A 19616-nucleotide genomic window follows, 5' to 3' on the forward strand; every position below is an offset into this window, starting at 1 on the left:
ACCGGTCCGGGGCGAGGGGCCCCTGGGTGACCGGTACATCTCAAGGACCGTAGCGGGGTTTGTCCGGTCCGGAAACCCCTTTGACACAAAACAGGTACCGCTTCATCCACGGGCAGGACAAAGCTGGGTGGGGGCGCGGTGCGCGGTCCCCCACCCAGGGGCCCTTGGGCGGGTCCTCGATGCCCGGACGGGCCGGGCTACTTGTCCCCGCCGCCGAAGGCCGCGTCGAACGACGCCGTCGGCGGGTCGAAGTCGAAGTGCTTCAGGCGGGCCAGCGCCTCCGGGGCGCCGGTGAGCCGGTCCATCCCGGCGTCCTCCCACTCGACCGACACCGGACCGTCGTAGCCGATCGAGCGCAGCATCCGGAACACGTCCTCCCACGGCACATCGCCATGGCCCGCGGAGACGAAGTCCCAGCCGCGGCGGGGATCGCCCCAGGGCAGATGGGAGCCGAGGCGGCCGTTGCGGCCGTCCAGCCGCTTCCGGGCCTCCTTGCAGTCCACGTGGTAGATCCGGTCCCGGAAGTCCCACAGGAAGCCGACCGGGTCCAGGTCCTGCCAGACGAAGTGGCTGGGGTCGAAGTTGAGCCCGAAGGCGGGGCGGTGGCCGACGGCCTCCAGCGCCTGGTGGGTGGTCCAGTAGTCGTAGGCGATCTCGCTGGGGTGCACCTCGTGGGCGAAGCGCACGCCCTCGGCGTCGAAGACGTCCAGGACCGGGTTCCAGCGCTCGGCGAAGTCCTCGTAGCCCCGCTCGATCATCCCCGGCACCACCGGCGGGAACATCGCCACCAGATGCCAGATGGAGGAGCCGGTGAAGCCGATGACGGTGCGCACCCCGAAGGCGGCAGCGGCGCGCGCGGTGTCGGCCATCTCGGCGGCGGCCCGCCGCCTTACGCCCTCCGCCTCGCCGTCGCCCCAGATCCGGGCGGGCAGGATGGCCTTGTGGCGCTCGTCGATGGGCGAGTCGCACACGGCCTGGCCGACCAGGTGGTTGGAGATGGCCCAGCACTTGAGGCCGTACTTCTCCAGCAGCTCGCGCCGCCCGTCCAGATAGCCGGACTCGCCGAGCGCCCGGTCCACCTCGAAGTGATCGCCCCAGCAGGCGAGTTCCAGTCCGTCGTAGCCGAAGTCACGGGCCAGCCGGCAGACCTCCTCCAGGGGAAGGTCGGCCCACTGGCCGGTGAAGAGCGTGAAGGGTCTGGGCATTCCGGGCCTCCTCCTCAGACGGGTACGGGGGTGTAGACGCAGTTCTTCTCCGCGCTCTCCTCCACGGCTGCCAGCACCCGCTGCACCTGGAGCCCGTCCTCGAAGGACGGCTCGGGGCCGGTGCCGTCGGCGATCGCGAGCACCATGTCCCGCGCCTGGTGGACGAAGGTGTGCTCATAGCCGAGGGCGTGGCCCGGCGGCCACCACCCCTCGAGGTAGGGGTGCTCGGGTTCGGTCACCAGGATCCGGCGGAAGCCGGAGTCGACCGCGGGCTCGGTGTGGTCGTGGAAGGACAGCTCATTGAGGCGTTCCAGATCGAAGGCGAGCGAACCGCGATCGCCGTTGAGCTCGATCCTGAGCGAGTTCTTACGGCCCGCGGCGAACCGGCTGGCCTCGAACGACGCCACCGCACCGGAGCCGAACCGCCCGGTGAACAGCGCCGCGTCATCGACCGTCACCGGCCCGCGCGCCGCCCCGCCCGCCCCGGAGCCGCCGAGCCCGGCCACCGCGCCGGCCGGCAGCGGCCGCTCCCGGATGAACGTCTCGGTGAGCGCCGAGACGCCGACCAGCCGCTCCCCGGCCAGATGCTGCGCCAGGTCGACGATGTGCGAGCCCAGGTCGCCCAGGGCGCCGGAGCCCGCGTACTCCCGCCGCAGCCGCCACACCAGGGGGAACTCCGGATCCACGATCCAGTCCTGGAGATAGGTGACCCGCACATGCCGCAGCATGCCGATCCGCCCGTCCGCCACCATCCGGCGGGCGTACGCGATCGCGGGCGCGCGGCGGTAGTTGAAGCCCACCATCGCCACCTGGCCGCGCTCCCGCGCCCGCCGCGCCGCCTCCACCATGGCCTCCGCCTCGGCCACGGAGTTGGCGAGCGGCTTCTCGCACAGCACGTGCTTGCCCGCCTCCAGGGCCGCGATGGCGATCTCGGCATGGCTGTCGCCGGGGGTGCAGACGTCGACCACCTGCACATCGTCCCGGGCGATCAGCGCCCGCCAGTCGGTTTCGGCGGCGGCCCAGCCGTGCCGGTCCGCGGCGGCCCGTACGGCGTCCGCGTCGCGCCCGCAGACGGCGGACATCGCGGGGCGGGCGGGGAGGTCGAAGACACGGCCGACGGTGCGCCAGCCCTGGGAGTGGGCGGCGCCCATGAAGGCGTAGCCGACCATGCCGACGCCGAGTGTCTTCGCTTCAGGATTTTCCATGGGACTCCTTCTGACGATCGCAAACCGACGCGAGGTGGGGGGTCTGGCCCTCAACAGGGCTCAGCTGAATCCCGTGGGGAGGTATTCGTCCACGTTGTCCTTGGTGACGACGGCGGAGTAGAGGGTGAGAGAAGCCGGGATCTCCAGCTCCGCGAGGCCGCCGACGCCCTTGCCCTGGCCCAGCGCGCGGGCCAGGTCGATGGCGGAGGCGGCCATGGTGGGCGGGTAGAGCACGGTGGCCTTCAGCACGCTGTTGTCGGCCTTGATGGCGTCCATGGCGTGCTTGGCGCCCGCGCCGCCGACCATGAGGAAGTCATCGCGCCCGGCCTGCTTGATGGCGCGCTCGGCGCCCACGCCCTGGTCGTCGTCGTGGTTCCACAGGGCGTCGAAGTCGGAGTGGGCCTGGAGCAGCTGGGCCATCTTCGCCTGGCCCGACTCGACCGTGAACTCCGCGGCCTGGCGGCCGACCTTCTTGATGTTGGGGTAGTTCTTCAGGGCGTCGTTGAAGCCCTCGGTGCGCTGCCGGGTCAGCTCCAGGTTGTCGATCCCCGCCAACTCGATCACCTTGGCGTTCTTCTTGCCCTTGAGCTGCTCGCCGATATAGCGCCCGGCGTTGAGACCCATGCCGTAGTTGTCGCCGCCGATCCAGCAGCGGTACGCCTGCGGCGAGGCGAAGATCCGGTCGAGGTTGACCACCGGGATGCCCGCCCGCATGGCCTTGAGCCCGACCTGGGTGAGCGCCTTGCCGTCGGCGGGCAGGATGACCAGGACGTCGACCTTCTTGTTGATGAGGGTCTCGATCTGGCCGATCTGCTGGGCGGTGTCGTTGGAGCCCTCGGTGGCCTCCAGGGTGACGTCCTTGTACTCCTTGGCGCGCCGCTTGGCCTGCTCGTTGATGGCGTTGAGCCAGCCGTGGTCGGCCTGCGGCCCGGCGAAGCCGATGGTGACCGCCTTACCGGGCTTGTCATTGGCCGTGTTCGCGGCCTGCTTGGCGTTGTCGCCGTCGTCGTTGTTCTCGTTGCTGGTGCACCCGGCGGCGAACAGCGCGCCCGCCGCGGCGGTGCCCAGGAGGAGGTTTCTGCGACTGGTGGCGGAGGAGGAGCTCTTGGCATACCTCATGGCGTCGAACGACCCTTCTGTACCAGGACGGCGGCGACGATGATCGCGCCCTTGGCGATCTGCTGGACATCGCTCTGAAGGTTGTTCAGGGCGAACAGATTGGTGATGGTGGTGAAGACGAGGACGCCGAGGACGGAGCCGGTGATGGTGCCGCGGCCGCCGCTGAGCAGCGTGCCGCCGATGATCGCGGCGGCGATGGCGTCGAGTTCGTAGAGGTTGCCGTTGGTGTTCTGGCCCGAGCCGGTGAGGACGACCAGCATGAAGGCGGCGACACCACAGCACAGCCCGGAGAGCAGATACAGCAGCAGCCGCTGCCGTTTGACGTCGATGCCCGCGAGCCGGGCCGCCTCCGCGTTGCCGCCGATGGCGACCGTGCGCCGACCGAAGGTGGTGCGGTTGAGCACCAGCCAGCCCACCACGGTGACGGCGGCGAAGATCATCACCAGCGGTGGTGTGCCGAGGACGTAGGCGTCCGGGAGCCCGAGGTCCAGGACCTGGTCGACGGTGACGACCTGGGTCTTGCCGTCGCTGATGTGGAGGGCGAGGCCGCGGGCGGAGGCGAGCATCGCGAGGGTGGCGATGAACGGGACCATCCCGCCGTACGCGATGAGCACCCCGTTGACCAGTCCGCAGCCGAGCCCCACCAGGACCGCGCACAGCAGGATGCCGCCGAGCCCGTAGTCCTGGGTGGCGAGCGTGGTGGCCCACACCGAGGCGAGCGCGACGATCGCGCCGACCGACAGATCGATGCCGCCGCTGGTGATGACGAAGGTCACGCCGACGGTGACGACACCGATGACGGACGCCTGGGTGAGCACGAGCTGGAGGTTGTCGGTGCTGAGGAACTCATCGGGCTTGGTGATGCCGCCGACGGCGACCAGCACCGCCAGCACCCCGAGGAGCGAGAGGTTGCGCAGGTCGGCCAGGCGCCGCAGCCTGCTCAGCGGATCGGTGTCGGTACGGCCGGCCGGCGGTTTGCCGACCGGACCGGCCGTCAGCGTGGCGCCCGCGCCCGGTACCGGGGCGGGGTCGGCCGGAGGCGGCGACGCCGGCCTGCTCCCGGGTGAATTCACGACGGGCTCCCTTCCATGACGAGATCGAGGACGCGGTGCTCGTCCAGCTCCCGCGCGGGCGCCGTATGGACGACGCGGCCCTCGCGGAGCACCAGCACCCGGTCGGCGAGGCCCAGGACTTCGGGCAGTTCGCTGGAGACGAGAAGGACGGCCATGCCGTCGTCGGCGAGTCGGCGGATCACCGCGTACAGCTCGGCGCGGGCGCCGACGTCCACCCCGCGCGTCGGCTCGTCCAGCAGCAGCACCCGGCAGCCGCGCAGCAGCCAGCGGGCCAGTACGGCCTTCTGCTGATTGCCGCCGGATAGGGTGCGCACCGGCCGCTCCGGGTCGTCGGGGTGCAGCGACAGATCGCGGACGCAGCGGCGGGCCGCCGCCCGCTCCGCGCCGCGGTCCACCCATCCGGCGCGGGAGAAGCGGGTCAGCGAGGAGACCGAGACATTGCGGGTGACGGACTCCAGCATCAGCAGCGCCTGCGCCTTGCGCTCCTCGGGGGCGAGACCGAGCCCGGCGCGCACGGCGGCGGTCACGCTGCCGGGGCGCAGCGGGCGGCCGTCCACCACGACCCGGCCCGAGGTGGGGCGGCGGGCGCCGTAGACGGTCTCCAGGATCTCGGACCGCCCGGAGCCCACGAGTCCGGCCAGCCCGACGATCTCGCCGGGCGCCACCTCGAGGTCGATCGGCTCGAACTCCCCCGCCCGGCCCAGGTTCTCCAGCCGCAGCACGGGCGTGGCGGTGGCGACCGGAGGCGCCGTGGTGCGGCGCGGGAACGCGTACTCCACGTCCCGGCCCGTCATCAGCGCCACGACCTCGCGGGTCGGGGTGGTGCGCGCGGGCAGCCCGCGGGCCGCGGCGCGGCCGTCCTTGAGCACGGTGACGCGGTCGCCGATCCGGCGGATCTCCTCCAGCCGGTGCGAGATGTAGACGACGGCGACCCCGGCGGCGGTGAGATCGCCGACGATGCGGAAGAGGTTGTCGACCTCGTCGGGGTCGAGGGCCGCGGACGGCTCGTCCATCACGATCAACTGAACGTCGTGGGAGAGCGCGCGGGCCATCGAAACGATCTGCTGCCCGGCCGCGGACAGGTCCCCCACCAGCCGCCCCGGGTCGATCTCGGGGTGCCCGAGCCGGGTGAGGAGGGCGGCGGTGGCGGTGCGGGCCGCGCGGGAGCGGACGAAACCGCCGGTGGCCATCTCATGGCCGAGGAAGACGTTCTCGGCCACGGACAGCCCCTCCACCAGGTCGAGTTCCTGGTAGATGGTGGCGATGCCGAGGCGCATGGCGGCGATGGGCGATTTGAGGGTGACCGGTTCGCCACGCCAGAGGATCTCGCCGCTGTCGGGCTGATGCGCCCCGGCGACCACCTTGATGAGGGTGGACTTGCCCGCGCCGTTCTGGCCGAGCAGACAGTGCACCTCGCCCGCTTCGACATCGAGGTCGACGCCGTCCAGGGCCCGTACGCCGGGGAAGGACTTGGTGATCGCGGACATGGTGAGGAGTGGGCGCGGGTCGGGTGGTGCCGGTGCCATGGCGGGCCTCCTCGGCGGGGTCGCTCGATGCGGTGCTGTCGCTCGTATGCGGTGCTGTCGCTCGTATGCGGTGCGGGTCGCTTGGGCGTGCGGGTGCGCGGGGGCGTGGCGGTGCCGTGATGGGGTGGCGGGGCGCGACGGGGTAGCGGCGCGGCCCGGTGGGGTCTGGTGCCGGGTGGTGTACGGCTCGGTGGTGCGGCTCGTGCCTCGACGTGGCGTACGCCGAGGGGCGGTGCGAAGCGTTGCGGTGCGGTGCGGTGCGGTGCGGTGCGGATGCCGTGCTGCTGCTGCGCTGTGCCGAGGTGCGGCCCGGCCGGGACCGGACGGGGTCAGGCGGTCAGGCGGTCATGCGGTGGTGGCCATCAGGCGGTCAGGCCGGTGAGAAGAGGTGGTCGCTGATCAGGCGGGCGGCGCCGGTGACCCCGGCGGCCGGGCCGAGTTCGCCCAGCACGATGGGGAGGTTGCCGGTGGCCAGGGGCAGGGACTGGCGGTAGACCTGGGTCCGTATGGCGGCGAGCAGCGTATGACCGAGCCCGGTGACACCGCCGCCGATGACCACCAGACCGGGGTTGAAGAAGCTGACGAGCCCGGCGATGACCTGGCCCGTACGGGTGCCGCCGTCCCTGATGAGGTCGAGCGCGGTCGCGTCGCCCGCCGAGGCCGCCGCGGCGACGTCGGTGGCGGCGAGGCTGCCCACTTCCTCCAGCCGGGCGGCGAGTTCGGCGGACCGGCCGTCGCGGGCGGCCTCCTCGGCGTCGCGGGCCAGCGCCGCGCCGCCGAAGTACGCCTCCAGACAGCCGTGGTTGCCGCAGGCGCAGGGGCGGCCGTCGGGTTCGGCCTGGATGTGGCCGATGTCGCCCGCGCTGCCCGTCGTACCGCGGTAGACCTCACCGCCGACGACGATCCCGCAGCCGATACCCGTGCCGATCTTCACGCAGAGGAAGTCCTTGACGGAACGGGCGACTCCCGCGTGCTGCTCCCCCATCGCCATGAGGTTCACATCGTTGTCGACCATGACCGGGCAGCCGAGTTCCTGGCTGAGCGCCTCCCGTACGGGGAAGCCGTCCCACCCCGGCATGATCGGCGGCGCCACGGGCACGCCCTCGGGGAACCGCACGGGGCCTGGCACTCCGATGCCCGCCCCGTCGAACCCCTCGGCCACCCCGGACGCCCGGAGCTTCGCGGCCATGTCCAGCACCTGCTCGAAGACCGCGACGGGCCCCTCGCGCACATCCATGGGCTGGTTGAGGTGGCCGAGAATCTCCAGTTCGGCATTGGTCACGGCGACGTCCACCGAGGTGGCGCCAATGTCCACGCCGAGCAGCCGCAGCCCGGGCGCGAGCCGGATGTTGTGCGAGCGCCGGCCGCCCCGCGAGGCCGCCAGCCCGTCCGCGACCACCAGCCCGGTCTCCAGCAGCCGGTCGATCTCCACGGCCAGCTTCGAACGCGACAGGTCGATCTCATCGCCCAGCTGAGCTCGGGAGTTGGGGCCGCCGTCGCGCAGCAGGCGAAGCAATCGCGCCTGATGCGCGTTGGCCGGTCGTGCCGTCATGCGCCTCACGCTGCCCCTCCCGCCGTCATCGGCATCCACGTGGCCGGGCTTTCACGGGGAACGTAGCAGCGGTTGTCGGGAGTGGGAAGAACTTGCGCCGCAATTGGCTCCGACTTTCTCCTGTCTCAGGACAAAGCCACGTCGCTTTCGCGACAGCGCGCCAGGGCGCCCGCCCAGGAGTCCATGCTCGGCGAAAGACTTCGGCCACTACGATCATCGCTCATGGAGATAGCGGCGTACATCGTGATCATGGCCCTCATCCTGCTGTATTCGCTGCTGGAGTCGAGGATTCAGAAGATCCAGCGCAGGGCGGACCGCATCGAGCGCAAGCTGGATCTGGTCCTCGACCATCTGGGCATCCAGGTGGCGGAGCCCGGCATGGAGCGGGTGATGGCCCTGGTGCGGCAGGGCAAGAAGATCGAGGCCATCAAGGTCTACCGGGAGCTCACCGACGCCGGTCTGAAGGAGGCCAAGGACGCGGTCGAGCGCATGGAGGTGGCTTGAAGGCCGCGGTGCCGGGCGGACCGGCGGACCGGCGAACCGGCGAACCGGGTCAGGGGCGCTCGCGGTCGTGGTAGGTGCGGCGGGTGTGTTCGGTGTGGGCGCGCATGACGGCCGTGGCGCCGTGTTCGTCGCCGGCGGCGATGGCCGCGATCAGCTCGCGGTGCTCGATCCAGGACTGCTTGCCGCGCTGGCGGGCGACCGGGGTGTAGTACCAGCGGACCCGGCGGTCCACCTGGGCGGCCAGTTCGGACAGGACCACGTTTCCGGCGAGCTCCATCACCTTGGCGTGGAATTCGGCGTTGGCCGCGACCGCGCCGTCCACATCGTCGTCCAGGACCGCGCGCTCGCCCTTCGCGCACAGGTCCTCCAGGGCGGCCACGCCGGTCTCGTCGGCCCCGGCTGCGGCCAACCGGGCGGCCTCGGCCTCGAGGAGCGTGCGCACCGTAAGGAGCTGATCGGCCTCCTCCTCGGTGGGCTCGTGGACGAACGCGCCCTGGGCGGGCCGCAGATCGACCCAGCCCTCGGTGTTGAGCCGCTGGAGGGCCTCGCGCACGGGCTGGCGGGAGACGCCGAGATGACCGGCGAGCTCGCTCTCCACGAGGTGCTGGCCGGGGCGGAGGGCGCGGGTGGTGATGAGTTCGAGCAGCGCCTCGTAGACGCGCTCGCGGAGTGGCCCGGGCCGCTCCAGCTTCGGCACCGCGCCCTGCGGTAGTCCCCTGGACAGCATCGCGCCCCCTCTGGTTCATTGTTCACCGGATGTCCGGATTCACCGGATGCGTGAATTGGTTATTGTCTACAGTTTACCCAGCCTGTCCACGCCGCCGACACATCCCAGGTGCCTTGACGTCTAGTCATCGACTCGTTGAATCCTTAAAGTCCGGGCACATGCTCACCAATGATCGTCTCGGCCCGCTCAGCCGCTCGCGCACCCTGGCCCCACCGGGCTGGAGCCGCTGGCTGGTGCCGCCCGCCGCCCTGTCCGTCCATCTCTCGATCGGCCAGGCCTACGCGTGGAGCGTGTTCAAGCCGCCCCTGGAGTCCTCGATGGACCTCTCGGGCACGGCCAGCGCGCTCCCCTTCCAGCTGGGCATCGTGATGCTCGGCCTGTCCGCCGCCTTCGGCGGCACGCTCGTGGAGCGCAACGGCCCGCGCTGGGCGATGTTCGTCTCCCTCGTCTGCTTCTCCTCCGGCTTCCTCGTCGCCGCCCTCGGCGCCGCCACCAGCCAGTACTGGCTGGTGGTCCTCGGCTACGGCTTCATCGGCGGGATCGGTCTCGGCATCGGCTACATCTCCCCCGTCTCCACGCTGATGAAGTGGTTCCCCGACCGGCCAGGCATGGCCACCGGCATCGCCATCATGGGCTTCGGCGGCGGAGCGTTGATCGCGTCTCCCTGGTCCAGCAAGCTGCTGGAGCACTTCGGCACCGACAACGGCGGCATCGCCGCCACCTTCCTGGTCCACGGCGTGACCTACGCGGTCTTCATGGCCCTCGGCGTACTGCTGGTGCGGGTACCGCCCGAGGGCTGGCGGCCGGCCGGCTGGGAACCGCCGCAGGAACAGGGGCACATGATCAGCACGGCCGACGTCTCCGCGCGCAACGCCATCCGCACCCCGCAGTTCTGGTTCCTGTGGGTGGTGCTGTGCATGAACGTGACGGCGGGCATCGGCATCCTGGAGAAGGCCGCGCCCATGATCGGCGACTATTTCAAGGACACCGACACCCCCGTGTCCGCCACCGCGGCGGCCGGTTTCGTCGCCCTGCTGTCGGCGGCCAACATGGCCGGGCGGCTGCTGTGGTCGTCCACCTCCGACCTCATCGGGCGCAAGAACATGTACCGGGTCTATCTGGGCGTGGGCGCGCTGATGTATCTGGCCATCTCGCAGCTCGGAGACTCCTCCAAGCCGCTGTTCGTGGTGTGCGCCCTGGTGATCCTCTCCTTCTACGGCGGCGGCTTCTCGACCGTTCCGGCGTATCTGAAGGACCTGTTCGGCACCTATCAGGTGGGCGCGATCCACGGCCGGCTGCTCACCGCGTGGTCGGTGGCCGGGGTGCTCGGCCCGTACATCGTCAACAAGGTGGCCGACCACCAGGAGGAGGCGGGGAAGACCGGCCCCGGGCTGTACTCGCTCTCGCTCACCATCATGATCGTGCTGCTGGTCGTCGGCTTCGTCGCCAACGAGCTGATACGGCCGGTCCATCCGCGCTTCCATGAACCGGCCCCCGCGGCGGCCGAGTCCGAGGCGGCCGAGTCCGAGGCGGCCCCCGCCGAGAAGGGAGGGGACCGATGACCGAGCCCACCAAAGACCGCACGGCGCTGACCGTGGCCGTCTGGGCCTGGGTGGTGCTGCCCTTCGGGTACGGGGTCTACGAGCTCGTCCAGAAGGCCACCCAGCTCTTCACCGGCTGAGCCCGCTCCACCAAACGAGCTCTCCTACACGGTCCGGAGTCCCATCACCGGGAGACCGAAGGGGGGTTGAGGTGTCGTCCGACTCCTTGACCCCCTTCTCGGGCATACTGTATTCAATATTCAGTCGACGATTCCCGGACGCTCGGTCCCCTCACGTCGCACCGCGCGGCGTGACCGCCGTAAGGAGCCCGTCGTGGCCCGTAACCGCCAGCGCAACCGACAGCAGAAGCAGTACCCGCGGCTCACCCATCCCCTGGTGCGGGACTCGGTGAGCGGAGAGCTCCGCCGCGCCTCCTGGGACGAGGCGCTGAGCCGGGCCGCCGCCGGGTTCCGGGCCGTGACGGCGGCCCACGGGCCCGACGCGTTCGGCATGTTCTCCTGCGCCCGCGCCACCAACGAGATGAACTACGTGGCCCAGAAGTTCACCCGGGTGGTGATCGGCACCAACAACGTCGACTCCTGCAACCGCACCTGCCACGCGCCCAGCGTCGCGGGGCTGTCCGCCGTCTTCGGCTCCGGCGGCGGCACGTCGTCGTACGCGGAGGTCGAGGACACGGACCTCATCGTGATGTGGGGCTCCAACGCCCGCTTCGCGCACCCGATCTTCTTCCATCACGTCCTCAAGGGCATCCGCAACGGCGCCCGGATGTACGCCGTCGATCCGCGCCGCACCTCGACCGCCGAATGGGCGGAGAGCTGGCTGGGGCTCAATGTGGGCACCGACATCCCGCTCGCCCACGCCGTGGGCCGCGAGATCATCCACGCGGGGCTCGCCAACCGGGCCTTCATCGAGCGCGCGACCACCGGCTTCGAGGAGTACGCGGCCCATGTGGAGCCCTGGACCCTGAGCGTCGCGGAGAAGGTCACCGGCGTCCCTGCGGACGCCATCCGCGACCTCGCGCACGCCTATGCCACCGCCGAGCGCGCCCAGCTGTGCTGGACGCTCGGCATCACCGAGCACCACAACGGCACCGACAACGTCCGGGCGCTGATCAATCTCTCCCTGCTGACCGGCCATGTCGGCCGGTACGGCTGCGGGCTCCAGCCGCTGCGCGGCCAGAACAACGTGCAGGGCGGTGGCGACATGGGCGCCATCCCCAACCGGCTGCCCGGCTTCCAGGACATCCTGGACCCGCCCGTCCGGTCCAAGTTCGAGCGCGCCTGGGACGTGGTCATCCAGCCGCGCTACGGACTGAACCTCACCGAGATGTTCGAGGCCATGGAGGCGGGCGAACTGCGCGCCGTCTATTGCATCGGCGAGAACCCGGCCCAGTCCGAGGCCGACACCGAGCAGGCCGTCCGGCGGATGGAGTCGCTGGAGCACCTGGTGGTGCAGGACATCTTCCTCACCAGGACCGCCGAACTGGCCGATGTGGTGCTCCCGGCGACCGCCGGCTGGTGCGAGACGGAGGGCACCACCACCAACAGCGAGCGGCGCGTCCAGCGGGTGCGCAAGGCCGTGGAGCCGCCGGGCGAGGCGCGCGAGGACATCGACATCATCTGCGAGCTGGCGCGGCGGCTCGGCCACGACTGGAAGTTCGAGGGCGCGGAGGAGGTCTGGAACGAGCTGCGCGCCGTCTCCCCGGACCACTTCGGCATGACCTACGAGCGGCTGGAGGAGCACCAGGGCATCCAGTGGCCCTGCCCCAGCACCGACCGTCTCGAGCCCACCTATCTGCACGGCCGCCTGTGGGAGAACGATCCGGCGCTGCGCGGCCCGCTCGCCCCCTTCGGCCCGGTGAAGCACGATCCGCCGGTCGATCTGACCGATGACACCTTCCCGATCCGGCTCACCACGGGACGGCGCCTGGACTCGTACAACACCGGGGTGCAGAGCGGGGGGTTCGCCTCTCCGCTGCGGCGCGGCGAGTACATCGAGCTGTGCCCGGAGGACGCGGCCCGCTACCGGGTGGAGGCCGAGGAGCGGGTGCGGGTCACCTCGCGGCGCGGTTCGGTGGTGGCTCCGGTGTGGATCGATCCCGGGCTGCGGCCGGGGCTCGCCTTCATGACCATGCACTTCCCCGACGAGGTGGACACCAACTCCCTGACGATCGAGGCGAACTGCCCCATCGCGGGGACGGCGGAGTTCAAGGCGTCGGCCATAAGGATCGAGAAGATTCCCGTGACCGCCGTAAGGAGCTGATCGTGGATCTGCGGTTCGGTGACAGCAAGCCCACGGACGAGGAGCGGGCGGCGGTCGACGCGCTGCTCGGCCCGCCCGAGTCCACCTGGGAGGGCGCGGACGACCGTACGGACACGGATCTGCGCTGGGCGCGCGGCGGCCGCGAGGCACGGGAGCGGCGCGATCTGCTGCTGCCCGGACTGCACGCCCTCAACGACCGGGTGGGCTGGATCAGCGAGGGCGGCCTGGACTATCTGTGCCGCCGGCTGACGGTCCCTCCGGCCGAGGGCTACGGGGTGGCGACCTTCTACGCGATGTTCGCGGTGAAACCCCGTCCGGCGACCGTCGTCCACGTCTGTACGGATCTGGCGTGCGCGGCCCGGGGCTCCGCCCGGGTGTGCGCGGAGCTCGAACGGGACGTGGGCCCGGCGGGCTCGGCGGGGTCCGGGGCGGTCTGGCAGCCCAGTCCGTGTCTGGGCCTGTGCGAGCGCGCCCCGGCGGCCCTGGCCATCCGCGCGGGCGAGACCCCGCGGACCGCGGTCGTCGCCCCCGCCACCGCCGAGGCGGTCGCGGACGCGGCGTCCGCGCCGCACGAGGCGGCGGCAGAGCCGCCCGCGGTGGCGGCGGTCCCCCAGGCCGACGCGACCCCTCAGGCCGTCCCCCAGGCCGATGACGACGCGGCCGCTCCCGACCCGGGCCCCGGCGCCGTGCAGCGGTCGGAGAACTCCGCATCCACGGAGCCGCACGCAAACCCTGATGCGCGGCCGGAGAATTCCGCGCGGCGGGCCACATCCGTACCCCAGGCCGGAGGCGACGGCCTGGTGCTGCTGCGCCGGATCGGAGTCGTGGACCCGGGGTCGCTGGACGACTACCGCGCCCACGGCGGCTACGCCGCCTTGCGGCGCGCGTTCGCGCTCGGGCCCGCCGGGGTGATCCGGGAGGTCACCGAGGCGGGTCTGGTCGGGCGGGGCGGGGCCGCGTTCCCGACCGGGCGGAAGTGGTCGGCCACCGCCCAGCAGCCCGACCATCCGCACTATCTGGTCTGCAACGCCGACGAGAGCGAACCGGGCACCTTCAAGGACCGGGTCCTGATGGAGGGCGATCCCTACGCCCTCGTCGAGGCCATGACCGTCGCGGGCTACGCCACCGGGGCCCACCGCGGCTATCTGTATCTGCGCGGCGAGTACCCCCGCGCGCTGCGCCGGCTGCGCACCGCCATCGACCGGGCCCGGGCCCGTGGCTTCCTCGGTAAGGACGTCATGGGCCAGGGGTTCGCGTTCGACATCGAGATCCGGCGCGGCGCGGGCGCGTACATCTGCGGCGAGGAGACCGCGATCTTCAACTCGATCGAGGGGCGGCGCGGTGAACCGCGCAGCAAACCGCCGTTCCCGGTCGAGAAGGGGCTGTTCGGCAAGCCGACCGCGGTCAACAACGTGGAGACCCTGGTCAATGTGTTGCCGATTCTGATCGAGGGCGCACAGGCGTATGCGCGTACAGGCACCGAGACCTCGACCGGCACCAAGCTGTTCTGCGTCTCCGGCACGGTCGCCAGGCCCGGCGTCTACGAGCTGCCGTTCGGGGCGACGCTGCGGGAGCTGCTGGAGCTCGCGGGGCCGCCCGAGACCCTGCGCGCGGTGCTGCTCGGCGGCGCCGCGGGCGGCTTCGTACGCCCCGACGAGCTGGACGTGCCGCTGACCTTCGAGGGCACGCGCGCGGCGGGCACCACGCTCGGCTCGGGGGTGGTGCTGGTGCTGGACGAGGGCGTCGAGCTGCCCCGCATCCTGCTGCGCATCGCGGAGTTCTTCCGCGACGAGTCCTGCGGGCAGTGCGTCCCCTGCCGGGTGGGCACCGTACGGCAGGAGGAGGCGCTGCACCGGCTCAAGGACCGTACGGGCGTCGCCGCGGCCGGGGACATCGCGCTGCTGCGCGAGGTCGGCCAGGCCATGCGGGACGCCTCGATCTGCGGTCTGGGCCAGACCGCCTGGAACGCCGTGGAGTCCGCCATCGACCGCCTGGGAGCCTTCAAGTGACCGCGATACCGCTGCGACCCCCGCGCCGACTGGTCGACCTCACCCTGGACGGCGAGCCGGTGCGCGCCCCGGAGGGCAGCACCCTGCTGGACGCGTGCCGCGCCGCGGGCAAGGACATCCCGACCCTGTGCCAGGGCGACACGCTCACCCCGAAGAACGCCTGCCGGGTGTGCGTGGTGGAGGTGGAGGGCGCCCGCACCCTCGCCCCCGCCTGCTCCCGCCGGGTGGAGCAGGGCATGGAGGTGCGCACGGACACCGAGCGGGCCCGGCACAGCCGTAAGGTCGTCATGGAACTGCTGGCCTCCTCAACCGATCTGTCCACGACCCCGCGCGCCGCCGAGTGGATCGAGGAGTACGGGGCGGAGCCGGACCGCTTCGGCGCGGACGCGGCCCGGGTGGACGAGGAGCCGAAGGTCGACAACGACCTGTACGTCCGCGACTACGACAAATGCATCCTCTGCTACAAGTGCGTGGACGCCTGCGGTGAGCAGTGGCAGAACACCTTCGCGATCGCGGTCGCGGGCCGCGGCTTCGACGCCCGGATCTCCACCGAGCACGACGCGCCCCTCACCGACTCCGCGTGTGTCTACTGCGGCAACTGCATCGAGGTGTGCCCGACCGGCGCGCTGAGCTTCAAGTCCGAGTTCGACATGCGGGCGGCCGGGACGTGGGACGAGGCGGCCCAGACGGAGACGACCACGGTGTGCGCCTACTGTGGTGTGGGCTGCAATCTCACCCTCCATGTGCAGGACAATGAGATCGTGAAGGTCACCTCGCCGCACGACAACCCCGTCACGCACGGGAACCTGTGCATCAAGGGCCGATTCGGGTACCAGCACGTACAGAACCACGCACAGAACCGGGACTGATCGACATGGGACGGGTCACCGAGCGACGCCGCGTCATCCGCATCCGGGACGGGGCGGTCAGCACCCGGCCGGACACCCTCGTGGCGGAGGAGCCGCTGGAGATCCGGCTGAACGGCAAACCGCTGGCCATCACGATGCGCACGCCGGGCGACGACTTCGCCCTCGCCGCCGGGTTCCTCGTGAGCGAGGGCGTCCTCGGGCGCGCGGACGAGCTGGCGAACATCGTCTACTGCGCGGGCGCGACCCAGGACGGTTCCAACACCTACAACGTGGTGGATGTGACGCTGGCGCCGGGCGTGCCGGTCCCGGACATCACGCTCGAGCGCAATGTCTACACGACGTCGTCCTGCGGTCTGTGCGGCAAGGCCAGCCTGGACGCGGTGCGGACGACCGCGCGCTGGCCGCTGGCGGACGGCCTCGAGGACGCCGGGGGCTCCGCCGTCCGGATCGAGCCGGAGACGCTCTCGGTGCTCCCTGACCGGCTCCGCGCGGCGCAGCGCGTCTTCGACCGGACCGGCGGTCTGCACGCGGCGGCGCTGTTCAGCCCGGACGGTGAGCTGCTGGACCTGCGGGAGGACGTGGGGCGGCACAACGCGGTGGACAAACTGGTGGGGCGGGCGCTCCAGCAGGGCCTGCTGCCGCTGTCGGGGTCGGTGCTGATGGTCTCGGGGCGCGCCTCCTTCGAGCTGGCGCAGAAGGCCGTGATGGCGGGGATCCCGGTGCTGGCGGCGGTGTCGGCGCCCTCCTCGCTGGCGGTGGATCTGGCGGCGGAGACGGGGCTGACCCTGGTCGGCTTCCTCCGCGGCACCTCGATGAACGTGTACGCGGGCGAGCAGCGGCTCGCCCTGCGGACAGCGGTTGGCGGGGCCTGAGAAGCGGTCCGCCCGCTGCACGGGTTGGCGGGCCGGCCGACGGGGAGCGCCCCCTGCGTCGGCCGGCCCCTACCGGGCCAGGTGGCCCCGCCGCCCGACAGTCCCGTAGCTACGTTCCGCGTCCGGGGCTACGTTCCGCGTCCGGCCCACGTTCCGTGCCCGGGGTTTCACTCGAAAGTGTTCTTGACCGCTCGTTCTGGTTAGGTGCTACGGTTGGGTCATGGCCAGAACGAAGGAATTCGATCCAGAGGCCGCCCTCCAGTCGGCTCTCGAGCTGTTCTGGCAGCGCGGCTATGAAGCGACCTCGATGGCGGACCTCGTCGACTACCTCGGCATCGGCCGCGCCAGTATCTACGCGACCTTCGGCAGCAAGCACGAGTTGTATCTGAAGGCCATGGACCGCTATGCGGAGACGCGCGACCCGTCCCTGCTGGCCGAGCTGTCCCAGCCCGGCCCCGCGCTGCCCGCGGTGCGGGCGGTGGTGCGCCGTTTCGCCGAGGAGGCCGCCTCCCCGGAGCTGCGGCGGGCCGGCTGCCTGGTGACCAACACGGCGGCCGAGTTGGCGCCGCACGACCCGGCGGCGGCCCGCCGGGTGGAGCTCAGCTGGGACCGCGTGGAGACCCCGCTGTGTTCCGCGCTGATACGGGCGCAGGCCCAGGGGGAGCTCCCCGAGGACCGCGACCCCCGCGCGCTGGCGCGGATGCTGTTCGTGCTGTTGCAGGGTTTGCGGGTGGTCGGCAAGGCGTCGGACGACCCGGCCCGGGTGCGGGACGCGGCGGAGCAGGCGCTGGCACTGCTGGACTGATTTCTCACGATCACGGGAGTCACACAGAGCCCATTCGCATGCCCTTATATTAAAACGATCGGTCAAATATTGGGGGAAAGATGACCGTCACCGACACCCCGTGCGACCCCGACACCGATACCAACGCGGACAGAGACCGCGACCCCACCACCCTCACGACCCACCGTCGCCGGGCCTTCGCCCTGCTCGGCTCCGTCCAGATCACCCTGATCTTCACGCTCGCGGCGATCGCCGTGCCGCTGCCCGAGATCGGCCGGGCCTTCGGCCTGGAGCGGGCCGATCTGATCCTGCTCAGCGCCGCCTATGGGCTGACCTTCGCCGGGCTGCTGCTCTTCGGCGGGCGCCTCTCCGACCGCTACGGCGGGCGGAGGGCCCTCACCGCTGGGCTCATCCTCTTCGCCGCAGCCTCGGCCGCCGCCCCGTTCGCCCCCGGAATCGGGACCCTGCTCGCGGCCCGGTTCGCCCAGGGCGCGGGTGCGGCTCTGATAGCGCCCGCCGCCATGACGGTACTGCGCGCCGTCTTCCCCGCGCCCACCGCCTACGGCAAGGCGATGGCGACCTGGGGCGGGCTCTCCGTGCTCGGCGCGACCGCGGGCAATCTGCTCTCCGGTGTGATAGCCGAGCTGCTGTCCTGGCGGTGGAGCTTCGCCGTACCGCTGGCGGTGGCCGTGGCCGCCCTCGTCCTCGCGCCCCGGCTGCTGCCGGACACCCCGCCGAGCCGGGGCCGGGCGCTCGATCTGCCGGGCGCGCTGCTGGCCACGGCCGGGATCACGCTCGCAAGTTATGGGCTCGTGGTCACCGACGCCCTGCCCTGGTCGTCGGCCGGGGTGCTGGTGCCCCTGCTCATCGGGGCCGCGCTGCTCATCGTGTTCTGGTACGCGGAGCGCCGGGCGGGCGACCCGCTGCTGCCGCCCCGCTTCCTGCTGGACCGGCGGCGGGCGCTCGCGCTCGCGGCCATCGCCTTCAGCGCCTGCGCGACCGCGATGACCTTTGTGACCCTCTCGCTCCATCTCCAACAGGACCGTGACTGGTCGCCGCTGCGGACGTCGGCCGCCTTTGTGCCGTTCGCCATCGCCCTGCTCACCTCGGGCCGGGCGGCCGGGCCACTGATAGCCCGCTTCGGCCCCCGCGTCGTCACCGCCGCCGGGCTGGCCACGGCCGGGGCCGGGCTGGTGCTGCTCGCCCTCACCGGGCTCGACCCGCACGCCGCGTATGCCTCGGCGCTGCTGCCGGGGCTGGTGCTGCTGCCGGCCGGTGCCGCCGCCTCCTTCGCCGGGGCCGCCGTGCTCACCACCCATGGGGTGCCGCATGAGCGGACCGGACTCGCGGGCGGGGTGCTGAACACCGCGATGGAGCTCGGCCCGACCGTGGTCTTCGCCATCGTGCTCACCTTCGGCAGCGATGCCGTCTCCCTCGCCGCGACGGGGGCCGCGCTCGCTCTCGTCGCCGCCCTGAACCTCCGCGTCCAGCGGAGCCGTCCGTCCCGTCCGTCCCGTCCATCTCGCCCCTCCTCTCTCCCTCAAGGAGCCACGCAGTGAACCGCTTCACCGGAAAGACCGCCCTCGTCACCGGAGCGGGCACCGGTCTCGGCCGCGCCATCGCGCTAGCCTTCGCCGCCGAAGGCGCCTCCGTGGTGGCCGCGGGCCGCACCGAATCCACCCTGGCCGAGACGGTCCGCCTCATCGAGGCCGCCGATGGCCGGGCCGCCGCCGTGACCGCCGATGTCACCGACTCCGGCCAGCTGCGGGAACTGGTGCAGGCCGCCGTCGCCCGCTTCGGCGGACTGGACATCGCCGTCAACAACGCCGGGATACTGCGCGGCAAGGGGCCCGTCGGCGAGGTCAGCGAGGAGGACTGGGAGGCGGTGCTGCGCACCAATGTCACCGGTGTCTGGCTGGCCATGAAGCACCAGATCGCGCATATGAAGGAGCACGGCGGCGGGGCGATCGTCAATGTCTCCTCCAACCTGGGCGCCCATCTGCGGGTATCGGGCCTCGGCGCCTACAGCACCTCCAAGGCGGCGGTCGCCACGCTGACCCGGATCGCCGCGCTCGACCACATCCACCAGGGCGTCCGGATCAACGCGGTCAGCCCCGGCGCCTCCGACGGCCCCATGTCGCTGTTGCCGGGTGAGACCGAGGCCGACCGCGCCGAGCGGGCGAAGAGCGAGACTCCGCTGGGCCGGGTGGCGGAGGCGGACGAAATCGCGGCCGCCGTGCTCTACCTCGCCTCACCGGCGGCGGGCGCCGTGGTCGGCACGGATCTCGTGGTGGACAGCGGCTCGTCGGCCTGACCGGCCCCGAGCGACCGGCCGGAGCCCAGTCGA

At 71.5% G+C, this 19616-nt stretch carries 17 protein-coding genes; 10 read left to right on the top strand and 7 right to left on the bottom strand.

Features of this window, described 5'->3' with window-relative positions; genetic code table 11:
- Positions 1–197: 197 nt before the first annotated feature.
- From ACT2CW_RS38435 to ACT2CW_RS38460, 6 genes are all read right to left on the bottom strand, one after another.
- Positions 198–1205, bottom strand: coding sequence for a sugar phosphate isomerase/epimerase family protein (locus tag ACT2CW_RS38435; protein ID WP_020867529.1), 1008 nt, complete (start codon positions 1203–1205; stop codon positions 198–200).
- Between the two features lie 14 nt (positions 1206–1219).
- The gene (locus ACT2CW_RS38440; protein ID WP_164432256.1) at positions 1220–2410 is read right to left on the bottom strand and encodes a Gfo/Idh/MocA family protein; all 1191 of its coding nucleotides are present in this window, start codon (positions 2408–2410) and stop codon (positions 1220–1222) included.
- Between the two features lie 60 nt (positions 2411–2470).
- Complete coding sequence (locus ACT2CW_RS38445) at positions 2471–3529, bottom strand: substrate-binding domain-containing protein (protein WP_086885567.1); 1059 nt, start codon at positions 3527–3529, stop codon at positions 2471–2473.
- Positions 3526–4473: an ABC transporter permease gene (locus ACT2CW_RS38450; protein WP_445520046.1), complete on the bottom strand. Its 948-nt coding sequence runs from the start codon at positions 4471–4473 to the stop codon at positions 3526–3528. Before ACT2CW_RS38450 ends, ACT2CW_RS38445 begins: the two co-directional genes overlap by 4 nt.
- Before the next feature lie 125 nt (positions 4474–4598).
- Complete coding sequence (locus ACT2CW_RS38455; RefSeq protein WP_164432254.1) at positions 4599–6128, bottom strand: sugar ABC transporter ATP-binding protein; 1530 nt, start codon at positions 6126–6128, stop codon at positions 4599–4601.
- A gap of 370 nt (positions 6129–6498) precedes the next feature.
- The gene (locus ACT2CW_RS38460; protein WP_037957794.1) at positions 6499–7680 is read right to left on the bottom strand and encodes an ROK family transcriptional regulator; all 1182 of its coding nucleotides are present in this window, start codon (positions 7678–7680) and stop codon (positions 6499–6501) included.
- Positions 7681–7902: 222 nt separating this feature from the next.
- Between ACT2CW_RS38460 and ACT2CW_RS38465 the strand changes: the two genes are divergently transcribed.
- Entirely contained in the window at positions 7903–8184 is a 282-nt protein-coding gene (locus tag ACT2CW_RS38465) for a ribosomal protein L7/L12 (RefSeq protein ID WP_164432248.1), read from the top strand.
- Positions 8185–8233: 49 nt separating this feature from the next.
- Here ACT2CW_RS38465 and ACT2CW_RS38470 read toward each other — a convergent pair whose 3' ends face one another.
- Positions 8234–8911, bottom strand: a complete 678-nt coding sequence (locus tag ACT2CW_RS38470; protein ID WP_138916813.1) for a GntR family transcriptional regulator — start codon at positions 8909–8911, stop codon at positions 8234–8236.
- 158 nt (positions 8912–9069) lie between these two features.
- Between ACT2CW_RS38470 and ACT2CW_RS38475 the strand changes: the two genes are divergently transcribed.
- The 9 genes from ACT2CW_RS38475 to ACT2CW_RS38515 all read left to right on the top strand — a co-directional run bounded on the left by ACT2CW_RS38475 (position 9070) and on the right by ACT2CW_RS38515 (position 19583).
- Positions 9070–10473 (top strand): L-lactate MFS transporter, encoded by a 1404-nt coding sequence (locus ACT2CW_RS38475; RefSeq protein ID WP_445519951.1) that lies wholly within the window; start codon positions 9070–9072, stop codon positions 10471–10473.
- Positions 10470–10592, top strand: coding sequence for an MFS transporter small subunit (locus tag ACT2CW_RS38480; protein WP_256653775.1), 123 nt, complete (start codon positions 10470–10472; stop codon positions 10590–10592). The genes ACT2CW_RS38475 and ACT2CW_RS38480 overlap by 4 nt, the downstream gene beginning before the upstream one ends.
- Positions 10593–10785: 193 nt before the next feature.
- Entirely contained in the window at positions 10786–12735 is a 1950-nt protein-coding gene (locus tag ACT2CW_RS38485; protein ID WP_445519952.1) for a molybdopterin oxidoreductase family protein, read from the top strand.
- Positions 12736–12737: 2 nt separating this feature from the next.
- The gene (locus ACT2CW_RS38490) at positions 12738–14744 is read left to right on the top strand and encodes an NAD(P)H-dependent oxidoreductase subunit E (RefSeq protein ID WP_445519953.1); all 2007 of its coding nucleotides are present in this window, start codon (positions 12738–12740) and stop codon (positions 14742–14744) included.
- A complete protein-coding gene (locus ACT2CW_RS38495) occupies positions 14741–15613 on the top strand; it encodes a 2Fe-2S iron-sulfur cluster-binding protein (RefSeq protein ID WP_182468692.1) in 873 nt (290 codons plus the stop codon). The genes ACT2CW_RS38490 and ACT2CW_RS38495 overlap by 4 nt, the downstream gene beginning before the upstream one ends.
- A 5-nt stretch (positions 15614–15618) precedes the next feature.
- Positions 15619–16485, top strand: coding sequence for a formate dehydrogenase accessory sulfurtransferase FdhD (gene fdhD, locus ACT2CW_RS38500; RefSeq protein ID WP_445519954.1), 867 nt, complete (start codon positions 15619–15621; stop codon positions 16483–16485).
- A gap of 220 nt (positions 16486–16705) precedes the next feature.
- A complete protein-coding gene (locus ACT2CW_RS38505) occupies positions 16706–17290 on the top strand; it encodes a TetR/AcrR family transcriptional regulator (protein ID WP_086885351.1) in 585 nt (194 codons plus the stop codon).
- Positions 17291–17370: 80 nt separating this feature from the next.
- On the top strand, positions 17371–18828 hold the full coding sequence (locus tag ACT2CW_RS38510; RefSeq protein WP_445519955.1) for an MFS transporter: 1458 nt from the start codon (positions 17371–17373) through the stop codon (positions 18826–18828).
- Positions 18825–19583: an SDR family NAD(P)-dependent oxidoreductase gene (locus ACT2CW_RS38515; RefSeq protein ID WP_445519956.1), complete on the top strand. Its 759-nt coding sequence runs from the start codon at positions 18825–18827 to the stop codon at positions 19581–19583. The genes ACT2CW_RS38510 and ACT2CW_RS38515 overlap by 4 nt, the downstream gene beginning before the upstream one ends.
- The last annotated feature ends 33 nt before the right edge of the window (positions 19584–19616 follow it).

Source organism: Streptomyces sp. NEAU-174 (assembly GCF_052665095.1).

Excerpts from the sequence above, each read along its gene's own strand:
- ACT2CW_RS38475 (WP_445519951.1), top strand. The coding sequence starts at position 9,070 with ATGCTCACCAATGATCGTCTCGGCCCGCTCAGCCGCTCGCGCACCCTG.
- ACT2CW_RS38470 (WP_138916813.1), bottom strand. The coding sequence starts at position 8,911 with ATGCTGTCCAGGGGACTACCGCAGGGCGCGGTGCCGAAGCTGGAGCGG.
- fdhD (WP_445519954.1), top strand. The coding sequence starts at position 15,619 with ATGGGACGGGTCACCGAGCGACGCCGCGTCATCCGCATCCGGGACGGG.
- ACT2CW_RS38510 (WP_445519955.1), top strand. The coding sequence starts at position 17,371 with ATGACCGTCACCGACACCCCGTGCGACCCCGACACCGATACCAACGCG.
- ACT2CW_RS38465 (WP_164432248.1), top strand. The coding sequence starts at position 7,903 with ATGGAGATAGCGGCGTACATCGTGATCATGGCCCTCATCCTGCTGTAT.
- ACT2CW_RS38435 (WP_020867529.1), bottom strand. The coding sequence starts at position 1,205 with ATGCCCAGACCCTTCACGCTCTTCACCGGCCAGTGGGCCGACCTTCCC.
- ACT2CW_RS38455 (WP_164432254.1), bottom strand. The coding sequence starts at position 6,128 with ATGGCACCGGCACCACCCGACCCGCGCCCACTCCTCACCATGTCCGCG.
- ACT2CW_RS38505 (WP_086885351.1), top strand. The coding sequence starts at position 16,706 with ATGGCCAGAACGAAGGAATTCGATCCAGAGGCCGCCCTCCAGTCGGCT.
- ACT2CW_RS38440 (WP_164432256.1), bottom strand. The coding sequence starts at position 2,410 with ATGGAAAATCCTGAAGCGAAGACACTCGGCGTCGGCATGGTCGGCTAC.
- ACT2CW_RS38480 (WP_256653775.1), top strand. The coding sequence starts at position 10,470 with ATGACCGAGCCCACCAAAGACCGCACGGCGCTGACCGTGGCCGTCTGG.
- ACT2CW_RS38445 (WP_086885567.1), bottom strand. The coding sequence starts at position 3,529 with ATGAGGTATGCCAAGAGCTCCTCCTCCGCCACCAGTCGCAGAAACCTC.
- ACT2CW_RS38460 (WP_037957794.1), bottom strand. The coding sequence starts at position 7,680 with ATGACGGCACGACCGGCCAACGCGCATCAGGCGCGATTGCTTCGCCTG.